This window comes from Muribacter muris (assembly GCF_001038205.1).
In the GTDB taxonomy this organism is placed as follows: Bacteria; Pseudomonadota; Gammaproteobacteria; order Enterobacterales; family Pasteurellaceae; genus Muribacter; species Muribacter muris.
On the sequence record NZ_JWIZ01000056.1, the window covers coordinates 24,420 to 40,561 of the forward strand.

At 45.9% G+C, this 16,142-nt stretch carries 11 protein-coding genes; 9 read left to right on the top strand and 2 right to left on the bottom strand.

All coding sequences use genetic code 11. The features are described from left to right. Window positions 1–8 precede the first annotated feature (8 nt). Both RO21_RS08730 and RO21_RS08735 read right to left on the bottom strand, forming a co-directional pair. Complete coding sequence (locus RO21_RS08730; RefSeq protein WP_047977407.1) at window positions 9–566, bottom strand: L,D-transpeptidase family protein; 558 nt, start codon at window positions 564–566, stop codon at window positions 9–11. A gap of 50 nt (window positions 567–616) precedes the next feature. Then, complete coding sequence (locus RO21_RS08735; RefSeq protein WP_047977408.1) at window positions 617–979, bottom strand: diacylglycerol kinase; 363 nt, start codon at window positions 977–979, stop codon at window positions 617–619. A 241-nt stretch (window positions 980–1,220) separates the two neighbouring features. On the opposite strand from RO21_RS08735, the gene sstT reads away from it, so the two are divergent. From sstT to cydD, 9 genes are all read left to right on the top strand, one after another. Next, entirely contained in the window at window positions 1,221–2,429 is a 1,209-nt protein-coding gene (gene sstT / locus RO21_RS08740) for a serine/threonine transporter SstT (protein ID WP_047977409.1), read from the top strand. Window positions 2,430–2,572: 143 nt separating this feature from the next. Then, window positions 2,573–3,385, top strand: a complete 813-nt coding sequence (locus RO21_RS13700) for a DUF4131 domain-containing protein (protein WP_338151726.1) — start codon at window positions 2,573–2,575, stop codon at window positions 3,383–3,385. Then, window positions 3,268–4,890, top strand: a complete 1,623-nt coding sequence (locus RO21_RS08745; protein WP_338151727.1) for a DNA internalization-related competence protein ComEC/Rec2 — start codon at window positions 3,268–3,270, stop codon at window positions 4,888–4,890. The genes RO21_RS13700 and RO21_RS08745 overlap by 118 nt, the downstream gene beginning before the upstream one ends. 13 nt (window positions 4,891–4,903) lie before the next feature. Further along, entirely contained in the window at window positions 4,904–6,118 is a 1,215-nt protein-coding gene (envC, locus tag RO21_RS08750) for a murein hydrolase activator EnvC (protein ID WP_047977410.1), read from the top strand. A 1-nt stretch (window position 6,119) separates the two neighbouring features. After that, a complete protein-coding gene (locus tag RO21_RS08755) occupies window positions 6,120–6,956 on the top strand; it encodes a divergent polysaccharide deacetylase family protein (protein ID WP_047977411.1) in 837 nt (278 codons plus the stop codon). Window positions 6,957–6,958: 2 nt separating this feature from the next. After that, a complete protein-coding gene (locus RO21_RS12195) occupies window positions 6,959–8,683 on the top strand; it encodes a DUF4153 domain-containing protein (RefSeq protein WP_053067755.1) in 1,725 nt (574 codons plus the stop codon). Between the two features lie 9 nt (window positions 8,684–8,692). Next, window positions 8,693–10,429 carry an autotransporter assembly complex protein TamA gene (gene tamA, locus RO21_RS08765; RefSeq protein WP_047977412.1) on the top strand — a complete coding sequence of 579 codons (1,737 nt, stop codon included), beginning with the start codon at window positions 8,693–8,695 and terminating at the stop codon, window positions 10,427–10,429. A 6-nt stretch (window positions 10,430–10,435) separates the two neighbouring features. Next, entirely contained in the window at window positions 10,436–14,353 is a 3,918-nt protein-coding gene (tamB, locus tag RO21_RS08770; RefSeq protein WP_064774267.1) for an autotransporter assembly complex protein TamB, read from the top strand. Window positions 14,354–14,379: 26 nt separating this feature from the next. Then, window positions 14,380–16,140, top strand: coding sequence for a heme ABC transporter permease/ATP-binding protein CydD (gene cydD, locus RO21_RS08775; RefSeq protein WP_047977414.1), 1,761 nt, complete (start codon window positions 14,380–14,382; stop codon window positions 16,138–16,140). The last annotated feature ends 2 nt before the right edge of the window (window positions 16,141–16,142 follow it).

Genomic DNA, 16,142 nt, shown 5'->3' on the forward strand with positions numbered 1-16,142 from the left:
AGTGTTCATTAGGGACGAATATCAATGACCGCATTATGAATGACCGTGCGATACAGTTCGTCAATTTCTTCATTTGTTACGGCAATGCAACCGTGCGTCCAATCTTTGAGCAAATGTAATTTGCCGATGTCGCCACGCCCGTTCGGCAGCCCGTGAATTTTTATCAAACCGCCGGGGGATTTTCCTTGAGATTGGGCGTAGGCAGTATCTTGTGCATTCGGGTAAGAAACGCCCAAATTTTTATGATACGCACTGCGTGGGTTACGTTCATTTATGCGATAAATACCTTCGGGCGTTTTGCCGTCGCCCTCAAATTGTTTATGTCCGATCGGGTTGAAGCCGAGGGCTATCGGATAAATTTTGACTAATTGCTCACCTCGGTATGCCCACATTTGCCGCTTATGTTTAAATACCACAAGGCGATCAATGGAGGTATCCGCCGCAATAGCTAGCTCGCCGGCGAGATAGTCTGGCAAAATATCTGACATTATCTGTTTTACCTTGGGCAGATTAAAGCCAACCAACACGACTAAGAGACCGATAAGAATAAAAATCGCTTTTTTCATCGTTTATCTACTCCGTACAAGCGGGCAGTTCGGCGGCATTTTTCGCCTATTTAGAAAAATAAGAGTAGCAGCCAAGTCAAGCCCCACGTTACCATTGCCATAAACACGGCAGCAGAACCGATATCTTTTGCCCGTCCGGAGAGTTCGTGATAGTCCGAACCGATACGATCGACCACTGACTCCACCGCACTGTTTAACAGTTCGGCGACTAATACCAACAGAACAGATCCCGTGAGCAATACTTTTTCAACGGCGTTATCGCCTAGAAATAAACCGAGCGGAATCAATAAAAAAGAAAGCCACACTTCTTGACGAAATGCAGCTTCGTAACAATAAGCACTTTTGAGGCCTTTCAGCGAATAGCCGGCGGCTCTCAGCACACGTTGAAAATTGGCTTTATTTTCGGGCTTCATAATAGGTTAAAAAGGAATAACATTGGCGTTATTCTACCCGAAAGCTATGAAGGACGAAAATAAAATAGTGTAAAATCTCGCCTCTTTTGCAATTAAAATCACCGATTTTGCAAAATTATGCCCACAAATGACCGCTTGACTATTTCATTTTGGCGGTTTTTGGGCTAATCTCATCACTCTTTATTTTATTCGGGGGCAATTAACCTCGATTTTCTCTCCGTTAGGTCTTACAGGAAACCTTATGAGCAAACCATCATTATCTTCAAAAATCCTCGGCGGCAATCTGGTATTGCGTATCGCCGTTGGTCTTATATTAGGTGTTGTACTGGCATTACTTAATCCGACTTGGGCAGCTAATGTCGGCGTGTTAGGGCAATTTTTCGTGAAATCTTTGCGGGCAATCGCACCGATTTTAGTTTTCTGCTTGGTCATCGCCTCCATTGCGAACAAAGAGGTAGGCAGCGATAGCCGCTTAAAACCGATTTTAGTGCTATACCTTTTAGGCACATTCTTAGCGGCACTGACTGCCGTTGCAGTGAGCTATCTATTCCCGACCACGCTGGAGTTGGTAACCAGTCCGGACAACCTTGCGCCGCCACAAGGCGTGGGCGAAGTGTTGAAAGTAGTCATTTTCAACTTAGTGGATAACCCGTTGGGGGCACTGACGAATGCGAACTTTATCGGCATTTTGGCTTGGTCAATCGGGTTGGGTATTGCGTTACGCCATGCCGCACCGAGTACCAAAATCTTCCTTAACGATTTATCCGATGCGGTCTCTTTTGTGGTGAAAGTGGTGATCGCTTTTGCACCGATCGGGGTGTTTGGTTTGGTCGCTGAAACGGTCGCCGTCAATGGTCTTGAAGCCTTCCACGGCTATGCCCGCTTATTAGCGGTCTTACTAGGGGCAATGGCAATTGTGGCGTTTGTGTTAAATCCATTGTTGGTCTTTTGGAAAATCCGCCGCAACCCGTTCCCGCTGACCTTTACCTGCTTGCGTGAGAGCGGTGTAACGGCGTTCTTTACCCGCAGTTCTGCCGCCAATATTCCGGTGAATATGGGGCTTGCCAAACGTTTAGGGCTAAAAGAAGAGATTTACTCTATCTCCATTCCGTTGGGGGCGAATATCAATATGGCTGGGGCAGCGATTACCATCACGGTCTTAACCCTTGCCGCTGCTTATACACAGGGCATTACACCGGATTTTGCCACAGCATTGCTATTAAGTGTGGTGGCGGCGATCTGCGCTTGCGGTGCGTCCGGTGTTGCCGGCGGTTCGCTGCTGTTAATTCCGCTTGCGTGTAGTTTATTTAATATCCCGAATGATGTAGCGGCGCAGGTGATCGGTGTTGGCTTTATCATTGGTGTAATTCAAGACTCTGCCGAAACGGCGTTAAATTCCTCGACTGATGTACTCTTTACCGCAGCGGTCAGTATGGCAGATGATAAATAATTGCTAATCAATTCCTCTAAAAAGCACGTTCCGAGCAACGTGCTTTTTTATTTTTGTGATCTCGATCGTAAACCCCCCCTTTAGCCGTTGTATATCGGCAAACTTCCTTTCAAACTGCTTGATATTTTTCTTACCGTAATGCAATGAACCTCGATCGATTTTGCCTGCTGTTTGTGTTGTCCCTCTTGCCGATATTATGGCTGCCACACGCCTTTTTATCTGTCGGAATGGGCATTGCGTGGCTGTTTTTTCTGGTCGGCTTAGTCAAAAGAGCAGGACTGCCTTTGTTACTAGCACTATTGATTGCTGTCAGTTACGGGCAGGTGATGAAAATTGCTCACAAGGCGGAGCATTTTCCGACAGGCAAGCGGGTTGAATCGATTCATATTTTGCAAATTCTCAAGCAACAGGATTATCAAACGGCGATTGCCGAATTGGCAGACGGCACACGCTTATTTTTGGCTTGGCAAACGGAAACGCCGTTGCAGTTTGATGCCCGTTACCAAGCCACCTTGCATTTACGCCCGATTTCAGGACGTTTAAATCACGGCAATTTTAATCGGCAGAAATGGTATTTCGCCCAACATATTCACGGGCTTGGTACGGTCAAGCAGGCGCAGTTGCTTTCGCCGCCGACATCATTACGGGCAAATTGGCTCTATCGGGTACAACAACAGACCGCCGACTTGCCGAACCAAGCACTACTGTTGGCTTTAGCCTTTGGTGAGCGGGCGTGGTTATCTATTAAGGCGTGGCAAGGTTTTCAGCACACCTCAACGGCACATTTGATGCGATCTCAGGCTTGCATATCGGGCTGGCGTTTGGCTTTGGCTTTTGGTTGGCAAAGGCACTGCAATGGGGATTGTTACGTTGGGGCAGATTGCACGGGGCTGGGCAATCTCTGTCTTGGGCAAAATGGTGCGGATTGTGTTTTGCATTTGGCTACAGTTTTTTAGCCGGTTTTGCGATCCCGACTTTGAGGGCGTTAGTGGCAATTTGTACGGTACTCGGCTGCCAGCAACTACGCCGTTACTATACGCCGTGGCAACTATGGTGGCGAGTGGTGGCGCTGCTACTGCTTTTCGACCCGTTGGCACTTTTGTCGGAAAGTTTTTGGCTATCGGTATTAGCAGTTGCTACGTTGATTTTTTGGTATCAATATTTTCCGCTCAATCATTGGTATGATAGGCTCTTTTGCAAAAAATGCCCGAAATCTGTCCGCTTGTGCATTGCGTTGTTGCATTTGCAGTTGGGCATTTTGCTGGTGTTTACTCCCGTTCAACTGTGGTTTTTCGAGGGCATTTCACCCGTTGCATTTTTCGCTAATATGTTGATTGTGCCACTGTATAGCTTTGTGCTTGTCCCGACAATTTTATTTAGTTTGGTGAGTGATAACCTTTTGGCGAGTTGGACGCTGGCAGATTGGATCGCCCAATTTAGCCTGTGGCTGATTACGCCGCTGTCAGAGAACTGGTTGCCGTTATCCCAAGCCCGGCAGCTCGGCGTGGCTAGCTTTAGTTTATTGGGGTTAGCGGGGATTTATGGTTGGCTATGGCAAAAAAGCAGAGGTTACTGGCTTATCAGTGGTATGTTATTTGGGTTGGTTAATCGTGGCAGTGTTATCGTCGATTTGGGGCGAAAGCAACCGATTGCCGAATGGCTGCATTTTGATGTCGGGCAAGGCTTGGCAATGGCGTTGGTCTATCAGGCAAGCGGTCAGAAACGGGCGGTTTTTTACGATACCGGTGCGAGTTGGTCTGCCCGTTCCGTTGCCGAGCAGGAGATTTTGCCTTATTTAAGGCGAGAAGGCATTGAGATTGAAGCGATTTTTGTCAGCCACGATGATAACGATCACGCCGGCGGTGTCAGTGCGTTACTCAAGGCATATCCGCAGGCGCGGCTGATCTTATCGGGGCGTAACCGCTATGCTGATAGGGTGGCTGAACCCTGTCTGGCAGGCAAAAAATGGCACTTTGGGGCAATGTCGATACAGGCGGTTTACCCGGAACATCTCGCTGTGCGGGCGACAAACCGTGATTCTTGTGTGTTGAAAGTAGAGATTGGGCAGCACCGTTTGGTGTTTACCGGCGACAGCGAAATCGCACAGGAACGGCACTATGCGGCACAGATTGGTAAGGTAGATTTTTTGCAGATCGGGCATCACGGCAGCCGAACCAGTACCAGCCAAACCTTATTAGCCCATCTTCAGCCTCAATATTCACTGATTTCGGCGGGGCGTTGGAATCCTTGGCATCACCCGCACCCCAGTGTAACCGCCCGTTTACAAGCACATTCTATTCAGGTGTTTAATACGGCGCAGCACGGAATGATCCGAGTATACTTCTTTCCGACACGCTACCAAATTGAAACGACCCGCCATATATATCACCCTTGGTATAGTGCTTATCTAGGCGAGGCACGCAAAAATCATAGTCATTTTGCTCATAACCGATTAGAATAACCCCTTACGATTGATGGATTTGAAAGGAGAGATAGTGAAAAGCCGCCCGTTTATTTTTCTGATAATAGCCTCGGCACTGTTTTTCGGCACACAACAATACAGTGTGGCGAATGATCTGTCTCAAATTCAACAGCGGATTGAGCAACAGCAAACTAAGATAGCCGAGCAGAAAAAAAAGCGGGACAGTTTGCAATCTACCTTGAAAAATCAAGAAATTGAAATGGGAAAAGTATTAAATGAGCTGAAAAAGACACAGCTTACCCTTACGGAAACCCGCCAAGCGATCGCCCGAACCGAGCAGGAGATCAAGCGGTTGGAAAAATTGGAAAAAGAGCAAAAGGAGCGGCTGAAAGAGCAGTTGGACTCGGCTTATCGCTCGGGGATTCACCCCTCCGTGTTAGAACGCTTACTCTCGGAGGAGGCTAAAAATGCCGACCGAATGGGCGCATACTATGAACATATCAATCAAGTGCGGATTGATGCCATTTATGATCTACGCCGCACTCAACAAGAATTAAAAGCCCGCCGAGACGAGCTGAAAGGGCAGCAAAAAGGGCAGCAAACCCAGTTAAACGAGCAGAAAAAGCAGGAAAAAGATCTGCAAAAAGTGAAAAACGAGCGGGAGAGTACGATCCGTTCGCTAGACAAAACCCTTGCGCAAGATCAAAACCGCTTGGACGAATTGAAAGCGAACGAAAATGCGTTACGCAATCAGTTAGCCAAAGCAGCAAATGAAGCGGCGCAGCAGGAAAAGCGTGAAATTGCCAAGCTGGAACAGAAGAAAAGCAGCGAAGAAAAACGGCAACCGACCGAACAGGAAAAACAGCAGGTGCGTGCTGGCAGTGGTTTAGGCGGGGGCAAATATGCGATGCCGGTAGCGGGCAAAATTGTCAATCGCTTTGGTTCGACCCAAATGGGTGAGCTGAAATGGAACGGGATCGTCATTCAGGCGGCGGCAGGCTCGGCAGTTAAAGCGATTGCGGGCGGGCGGGTTATCCTTGCCGATTGGTTGCAAGGTTACGGTCAAGTCGTGGTGATCGACCACGGAAACGGCGATATGTCGCTTTATGGCTACAACCAATCGCTATCGGTACGCAAAGGCAGCCGTGTTCAACAGGGGCAAACCATTGCCAGCGTGGGAAATTCCGGCGGGCAAAGCCGCTCGGCATTGTATTTTGAAATTCGCCGCAAAGGGCAAGCGGTCAATCCGTTACGTTGGGTAAATTAGTATGAACAAGCGCTGGCTTTTCCCCCTTTTTTTGCAAATTTTGTGTCTGTTCGCACCGCTTGTACAGTCGGCAAAATTGGCGATCGTCATTGATGATATTGGTTATCGCACAAAAGAAGATAGCGAAATTTATGCGTTACCCAATCAAGTGAGCGTAGCGATTATTCCCGTTGCACCTTATGCCACGGCGAGAGCGAAGCAAGCCTTTGAACAGAAACGGGATATTCTCATTCATCTGCCGATGCAGCCGCAAAATAGCCATCAACCGATTGAATCCGGCAGCTTAAAAGTGGGAATGGACGAGCAAGCCGTTGCCCAACTTATTCAGTCTGCCAGCCGCCAAGTACCGCACGCTATCGGTTTGAATAATCATATGGGCAGTAAAGCGACCACCGATCAACAGACAATGACGTATTTGATGAAAGCACTGGTCAGCCGTCAATTATTTTTTCTGGATAGCAAAACCGCAGGGAATAGCGTTGCTTATCAAACGGCAAAAAAAGTTGGCGTAAAAGCGTTGGAACGTCATCTCTTTTTAGATGACAGTAATGAACTTGCCGATGTACAACGGCAATTTAATGCAGCGATTCATTATGCTCGTAAGCACGGGACGGCGATTATCATCGGGCATCCCCGTAAACACAGTGTGGCAGTGTTGAAACAAGGCATTGCCAATTTACCCGATGATATTGAATTGGTCAGCCTTAGTCAGTTATGGCGAGATGAGCCGCTTGCCCCGCCGAAGCCGTTTATTATGCTATTTGATATTGAACCGGCACTAACCTCCGTTGAACCCTATCAATCAGTCCCTTTACTTAGAGGTGTGCCGAAGGAGTAACTATGAAAATGATCCGACAGATATTGAATCGCATTAATATTGCTGAAATCGTCAAAACACACCCTATTGAGATTGTGATAACCTGTGTGCTGACGCTCTTTTATCTATTCCTAAATCCAGCATATTTTAATAAATATTCTGATGAGAATATGTTAGGGCTTTTTCAGGCTTTTCCTTTGCTTTTTATGATGAGCTATATCCTCTCCGCTTATCGAAAATGGTATGGATTGTCGGTAATTTACGCTATTTTAGGGATTGGCGTTGTTATGTATGTCGGTTTGGATAGCCGTCTTTATACTCATAGTCCAATATATTGGGGATTATTATATATTCATTTTATCTTGTTTATTGGACAAGGTTTTTATAAAGATAATAAAGCACTGGTTTCCAGTAGTGTGAGAATTTTATTGCATTTAGGGTTTGCATTATTCTTATCAGTTATTGTGCTATTTATGGTACTTTTTCTGGAATATGCTATTGAATTACTATTTGGGATAACGGATTTCTCTGATAATAAGGCGATAATTATTGTTTATTCTTTCTGTATGCCGATTTTCTTTCTTTATTTTGAACAACAAAAAGAACAATTTATCAATAATCAGGCTATATTAAGATTAGGCAGTATTGTTGTTAATTTTATTATTTCCCCTTTTGTTATTCTTTATACAGTGGTTATATACGCCTATATTTTAGGTATTTTGATTAATTTCAGTCTGCCAAATGGTAAAACAGCAAATATTATTCTGCCCTATTTATGTCTTGGAGCATTATGTATTGCACTGAATTTAGTATTAAATGTGTCAAAATGGCAGAAGTTTTATCGTTATTTCCATTGGTTATCTATCCTACCATTAGGACTATTGTGGTTTGCGGTTGCACAACGTGTTACTCACTACGGCTTAACAGAATCACGTATTTACTTGATTGCATATTCTCTTGGTATATCTATTTACATATTATATTGTTTTATACCTAAGTTATTTTTCTACCGTATATTTTATGCTATTGCGATAGGTATTATTTTTTTCACAACAATGGTTATTTCACCAAAAGATATTGCGATGAATAGTCAATATGCTCGTTTTATGCGAATTGCAACTGAATTAGAATTAATTGATCATCATAATCAGATTAAGCCGGAAGTATTACTGAAGGATTACAGCATAAAATTTGAGCATGGCAAAAAGTATAAGGAACTTGTGGGCATTATTAATGCCTATATAACCAAGCAACCTCAATGGGTAAATTTATATGGTAAAGCGCATTTAGATAAACTTAGCGATTTAAATGTTCAGCAAGATTTGAAATATTTCTCGATAAGTATAGACAATACGAGATATGCTTTTATTGACTTGAATAAATATCGACGTTTTTTACCGCTTGATCGTTATTTTTCCTTTTATGAATCCCCAGATGAGGAGGGATTTGATTTTACAAAGACTTTCCTGATATTGAGTGATACTGTTAATGATAAAGAGAGGAAAATCGAAATTGACGGTCATCATATTCTTCAATTTTTTAGAAAAAGAGGGATTGATTTAACCCAAAAGCTTCGAAATATTGAAGTAATCGAGAAAGATAGTCTAGATTTACTCTATTTGCCAACACTTGATGGAGGATTAGTGATTTTAGATGATCTCTCTTTCCGCTTTAAGGAAGACGATGACGTTAAAGGCTACAAACTGCGATCCTTTAAGGTAATAGGCTATTTTGAACCGAATAATTAAGAGAAAATTATGCTAAAAACCAAATTACATTATCTGGCATTATTGGTAGCAACGCCGTTGGTATTTGCCGAGCAGACGGTTAGGCTCAAAATTGAAGGAATTGAGGATAAAGAACTTTATAACAATGTGCGGATTTTTTTGTCCCAAGTGAGCAACGATGAAGCAGACGGCTCGGAGCGTTATCAGTATGTGGTTCGGGAAACCGTCGATAAGGCGTTGCGGGCATTGGGTTATTACAACACCCAATATCATTTTCATTTAACACCACGCAAAGCACCAGCAAAAGATCTGCTGACGTTAAAGGTAAGCCTAGATAAACCGGTTAGATTAGACGAGCGGGAGGTCGATATTCAAGGGCAAGCGGCACAGGATAGCGATTTTCAGCAGTTGCTGGAAAAGGACATTCCGGCAAAAGGCACTCGCCTGAATCACGAAACTTACGATAATTTCAAGAGCAATATTGAGAAACTTGCCCAATCCAAAGGCTATTTTGACGGGAATTGGCGTTATCACCGTTTGGAAGTCTACCCTAGCTCTCACACGGCGGATTGGCGTTTGGGTTATTACAGCGGTGAACGCTATCGTTATGGCGATATTCGCTTTAAAAACAGCCAAATTCGTGAGGATTATTTAACTCAAGTTTTACGCATTCAGTCAGGTGATGAATACCACATCAATGATCTCTCAAAATTATCTAGCGATTTTTCATCGAGTAATTGGTTTGTTTCGGTATTGGTTGAGCCGGAATTGGACAGCGAGAAAAAGACGGTGGATCTGAACGTATTATTACAGCCGAAGAAAAAAAATGATGTGGAGATTGGTATCGGCTATATGACGCAGGTTGGGCCCCGTTTCCAATTAAACTGGAAAAAACCGTGGATCAATGATCGCGGACATAGCTTGGAAATGAACAGCTATTTTTCGCCGAAAGAACAAAAAATCGAATTTGGGTATAATATTCCGCTGAAAAACGATCCGATTAACCATTATTACCAAATCTCCGGCGGTTTAGAGCGGGAAAAGCAGAACAATACCAAATTTACCGGTGCTAATTTGGCATTTCAGCGGTTTTGGAATTATGAATCCGGTTGGAATTTTTCGTTAGGAATGAAAGCCCGTTATGATGCCTTCGAGCAGGCAAATGATAAATTTAAAACGCTTTTACTCTATCCGACCGCCTCATTAAACCGCACTCGTAGTGATGGGCAGCGTTTTCCATTGTGGGGGGATTCCCAAAAGCTGACGGTAAATTGGGGCAGTAAACTATGGGGATCGGATGTGAATTTTTATTCTGCGAAAGCATCAACAGCTTGGATCAGAACCTATGCCGATGCGCATCGCTTTTATCTGCGAGGTGAGCTCGGTTACTTAAAAGCAGGCGAATTTGGGCGTATTCCGCCGGCGTTACGTTATTTTGCCGGTGGGGATATGAGTGTGCGGGGCTTTGGTTATAAGAAAATTTCGCCGAAAAATAAGGACGGCGAACTGACCGGCGGTTCACACCTTGCCACTGCCACAGCGGAATATCAGTACCAAGTTTACCCGAATTGGTGGGGAGCTGTATTTTATGATACAGGGCTTGCCACTCGTCAATATAAGGCTAAGGAACTGCATTCAGGCGTTGGGGTAGGCGTGCGTTGGGCATCGCCGATCGGTGCAATTAAATTTGATCTTGCCACGCCGGTGCGTTCGCCGAGCAATGAAAAAGGGATTCAATTCTATATTGGATTAGGTTCAGAATTATAATTTATTATCACTATGCAGCACGAACAGACGACAACATCGGCTCATTCAGACACTCACGAGCAAACCACGCCGACAGCGAAAAAATCAAAATGGCGTTGGCTATGGCGGGCAATTATCGGGCTGATCCTCTTACTGGTATTGCCACTTCTGTTTTTGACAACGGCAACGGGGCAGCGAACATTATTGCACTGGGCGGATAAATGGGTGGACGGGCTAACGATAGGCACGGTGGAAGGCAGCTTACAAGAGGGATTGCTGCTATCCGATACACAATTTCAGACTGACGGTGTCAAGGTGAATGTCGGGCAGGCGGAGCTGCATATCGGTTTTCAATGTTTATGGGAGCGCCGTGCCTGTATCGAAAATATGTCGCTGCGGGATACGGCTATTGACATTGATACTGCTAAATTACCGCCTGCCGCCCCTAAAGAGGAGAAGCCGCTCGGCGAGATTGAGTTACCCTTAGGCGTTGCCCTCAAACAGATTGCGCTGAATAATGTCAGCGTCAAAGTGGATGATATGGTAATTCACCTTCAACATTTTCAGTCGGGCATTACCGGACAAGGTAAGCAGCTAAATTTAGAGCCGACCCAATTAGCAGGGCTGACTCTGTCTTTACCGCAAGCGGTCGAAAATCCGCAAAAATCTGCAAAATCTACCGTTTCGGCGACACAACCGATCGATTGGAATGCACTAAAAGCACAATTTGCCGAACCGTTACTGACGAAACTTGACCCGATAAAATTGCCGTTAAATGTCAATATTGCGGATTTTTCGGCAAGGGATATACGGTTGGAGCGTCAAACGGCAGAGAGCCACGAATCGTTATTGAACGTTGCAGAACTTCAACTAAAAGCCCATTCCGATGAAAAATCGGTGGCATTAGAACATTTATTGTTTAAAAGTGATAAGGGCGATCTGAACGGGCAAGGGCTGCTGACGTTAGCGAAAAATTATCCGTTAGGTTGGAAATTAAATGCGAATATGCCGGCATTGCCTGATTTTCAATTACCGGCAAGTGAAGCTGAAATGACGTTATCCGGTGAGCTGTTTGACGCAACTCATTTAAAGCTCACAACGTCAGGGGCAATCAATGCCGATTTACAAGGTAGCGTACAGCTTGCCGAACCGAAAACACCGTTTAATTTGGCGTTGAAAAGTGCAGCGATCCGTTACCCCTTTATTAGCGAAAAAGGGCAAGATCCGTTGCAACTCAAACAGGTCGATTTAGCCATTCAGGGGGATTTGCTGGATTACCGTCTTGATACGCAGTTAGAAGCCGCCGGTATGGGCGTGCCGAAGAGTGCGTTACAGCTCAAAGGGCAGGGCGGTTTGACCCATTTTAATGTGGCGGATCTCACACTCAACACCTTACAAGGCAAAGCGCAGCTAGCGGGTAACATCGATTGGCAAACCGGCGTGGAATGGCAATCAGCATTGCAGTTGAACGATATTCATACCAAATCGCTCATACCGGAATGGGCGGCGGTATTGTCGGGGGCATTGAAGTCCCGTGGCTATGTGGCACGAGGGGAAAAGGGCGAGCAATGGGCGGTTGAGCTATCTGATGTCGATCTGCACGGCAATCTCTTTCAAAAGCGGTTACAACTGACCGGTGCATTGAAAGCAGATGCACAAACCCTACTGAACGTGCCGGCAGCCAATTTAATTTATGGCGAAAATCGGATTGAGTTAAAAGGGGTTATCGGCGATAAATCCGATTTTAGTGCGGATATCAACGCCCCGAATTTGAAAGGGCTTGTGCCGAATTTTAATGCTGCAGTACAGGGCAAAGTGAAAATGTTGGGTAAATTAAGTGAACCGACCTTGGATCTTGATGTGAGTGCGAATAATGTCAGCTATGAACAGTTTAAATTTCAACACCTCACCGCAAAAGGCAATATCAGCTCGGCAAATGAGATCAAGGGCGATTTGACGGTGGGGCTGCGTCAATTTGCCTACGATGACGTGAAAATCAGTAATGCCAACCTTACCGCAAGCGGGAGTGAAGCAAATCATCAGGTAAAATTGATTGCCCAAGGCGAACCGGTTGGGGCAAATTTGCAAATTTCCGGTAAATTCGACCGCTTGCAGCAGCGTTGGCAAGGAAAACTGCAAAATGTCGCTATTCAGTCGCCGGCCGGGGAGTGGAAAAACGAGCAAGCCGTAGCAGTTGCTTATCATCACTCGCAACTCAAAGCGGATATCGGCGCACATTGTTGGCGTAATCCAAATTTACAGCTCTGCTTCCCACAGGCGTTTAGTGCTGGTAAAGAGGGGAAAGTGCCTTTTGAGCTCAAACGGTTTGACTTAGCGATGGTTCAGCCGTTTCTAGCCAAAGAAACCCAAGTTGCAGGTATTATCAATGCGAACGGTACGGCATCGTGGTTTGCCGATAAAGCCCCGCAAGTAAACGTGGAGTTAGGCTCGAACAGCATTAAAGTGGTGCAACAGATCGACCATCGCCGCTTTCCGATCCATTTGACGCCGGTAAAACTACGGGCAAAATTGGCGGATAATCAACTTAATTTGCAGACCGATATTCAGCTTGAGAAAAACGGGCGAATCAGCAGTGATTTGGTGATGAAAGATCTGGCAAACAAACGGGCATTGTCGGGTAAACTTAATCTTGAGCAGCTTAACCTCAGCGTGATTTCACCGCTGTTAAGTGCGGGGGAAAAGGTCGGTGGCGAGATAAACGCACGCCTAACCTTAGGCGGTACGGCATTATCGCCGTTGCTTTACGGCAATTTGAATTTGAGTGCATTGACGGCTCGTTCCAATATTATGCCGTTTGAGGTAACAGGCGGTGGGTTAAGCCTGAATTTTAACGGGGCAACCTCCACACTCAACGGCAATGTACAAACCAAAGAGAGTAACCTCGTGCTGGAAGGGGATGCCAATTGGCAAAAATTAGAGGCGTGGCATACCCGTATCAAAGCGAGGGCAGAGCGTTTTCGGGTTGATATGCCGAATATGGCAAAAGTGGATGTTAGCCCGAATATTGAAGTAAAAGCGACTCCGAAAGCCTTGATTTTAAGCGGTAAAGTGGATATTCCGTGGGCAAGAATTGCCGTAGAAGCGTTGCCGGAAAGTGCGGTGGCGGTCAGCCAAGACGAAGTGATTATGGACGGGCGTGGCAAAGCTCGACAAAAAGCGGCGGCAATCTTGAGTCAGCCGCCGGCACAAACTCATTCCGGTATGGCGATTCAAGCCAATATTGATATTAATGTCGGTAATGATGTCAAAATTGATGCCTACGGGCTGAAAAGTGATCTCAACGGCAAGGTGAAAGTTCGCCAAGGGGATAAAGGACTAGGGCTATACGGACAAGTGAATTTGCAGAACGGCACATTTGCGTCGTTCGGGCAGGATTTGGTGATCCGCAAAGGCTTAATCTCGTTCACCGGATCACCGACTCAGCCGACATTAGATATTGAGGCGATCCGCAATCCTGAAGCGATTGAAGACAGCAAAGTGACAGCGGGTGTCAAAGTTACGGGAATTGCCGATGCGCCGGAAGTGAAACTGTTCTCCACCCCGTCAATGCCGCAGGATCAAATCCTCTCTTATATTCTCACTGGGAGAGGGCTGGAAGGCAGCGGCGATGCGGGGTCGAGCAATTCCATTGCCGCCGCTTTAATTGGTATGAGCCTATCAAAAAGTAGTAAGATGGTCGGCGGGGTCGGCAGTGCGTTCGGTATCAATGATCTGAATGTCAGTACCGCAGGGATTGGCGACAACACCAAAGTGGTGGTAAGCGGTAGCTTAACACCGAAATTTCGGGTGAAATACGGGGTCGGGATTTTTGCGCCGCTGACGGAATTAACCCTACGCTACCGTTTAGCGCCAAATCTCTATTTACAATGGGTTTCAAGCATCAATCAAGCGGTCGATTTGATGTATCGGTTTGAATTTGACTAATTTTTCTGCGCAATTAACACGCATTTATGGATAAACAACGACAACAACAGCTGCAAAAATGGCTACGCAGACAGCAAACAATGATAAGGAAATGGCTCTATCTTAACGTACTCTTGGGGGCAATCAGTGCGTTATTGATGGTCGGGCAAATGTGGCTGCTTGCCGCAATGTTGCATAAAATGATTGTAGAGCATCAACACCCTGACCAATTTATTCCACAATTAGTCGGATTACTCGGCTGCTTTATCGGGCGGGCAATTTTAGTCTGGTTGCGGGAAAGAGCCGGTTTTAAAGCAGGACAGGCACTGCGTTTGCATTTACGCCGTGTGGTGTTAGATAAACTGGCACAAATCGGCCCGTTAAGTATTCAACAACGTCCGGCGGGTAGCTGGGCGGCGTTGATGCTTGAACAGGTGGAAAATATCCATAACTTTTATGCACGCTATTTGCCGCAGCAATTTTTATCGTTGATCGTCCCGCTTGTTATCCTCTGTTTTGTCTTTCCGCTGAACTGGGCGGCAGGGCTGATCCTGTTTGGCACATTGCCGTTATTGCCGATTTTTATGGCACTGGCCGGAATGAAAGCAGCCGAGGCAAACCAACGCAACATCGGCGTATTATCTCGTTTAAACGGGCAATTTTTAGATAGTTTAAAAGGGCTGGACACTATCCGCTTGTTTGGGCGAGGAGAACATCAAACCGCAGAAATTTATCAGCGCACGGAAGATTTTCGCCTTAGCACGATGGACGTGCTGAAAATGGCGTTTCTCTCCTCGGCGGTACTGGAGTTTTTTACCGCCGTTTCGATTGCAGTGATGGCGGTCTATTTCGGCTTTATCTATTTGGGCGAATTGGATTTCGGCTATTATGAGGTTGGCGTGAGCTTGTTTGTCGGCTTTTTCTGTTTAATGTTAGCGCCCGAGTTTTATCAACCGTTACGGGAATTGGGTGTGTATTATCACGATAAGGCGGCGGCAATCGGCGCGGCGGATAGTCTTGAGGCTTTTTTAACTCAACCGATAATGACCCAAGCAAGCGGGCAGATCCGCTTAAAAAATAGCAAAATAGAAATTCAAGCAACCGATTGCGTGATTTTATCTCCGCAGGGGAAACCGCTCACCCAACCTCTGAATTTTTGCTTGGCATCTCACCGAAAAATAGCCCTGGTTGGTCAAAGCGGCGCGGGTAAAAGCTCGTTAATGAATATGCTATTAGGCTTCTTGGCTTATGAAGGAAGTTTGAAAATCAACGGGGTCGAACTGCGAGAGTTGGATATGGCAGACTGGCGGGCAAAATTAGCGTGGGTCGGGCAAAACCCGCAGTTGATGCGGGGAACGTTGCGGGAGAATTTACTTCTTGGGCATTCAACGGCAAGCGAAGCCGAGATTGCACGAGCGTTGGTGTTATCCAAAGCCGATGAGTTTGTGTATCGGCTCGGCTTGGATAGCGAGGTAAAAGACGGCAATGCAGGCATTTCCGGTGGGCAAGCCCAGCGGATTGCCATCGCCAGAGCTTTACTTCGCCCTTATCAGCTACTCTTATTGGACGAACCGACTGCCAGCCTCGATTTGCAATCGGAGCAACAAGTGCTGGCGGCGTTGCATAATTTAAGCCGTGAACAGACCACCTTGATGATCACCCACCGCATAGAAGATCTCAAACAGTGCGATGAAATTTGGGTGATGAAACAGGGGCAGATTGTGCAACAAGGGCAATTTGCCGAGCTTGAACAACAAGGCTTTTTTGCCGAATTACTAGCCACTGCCAACCCACAATTAGAAGGATAACA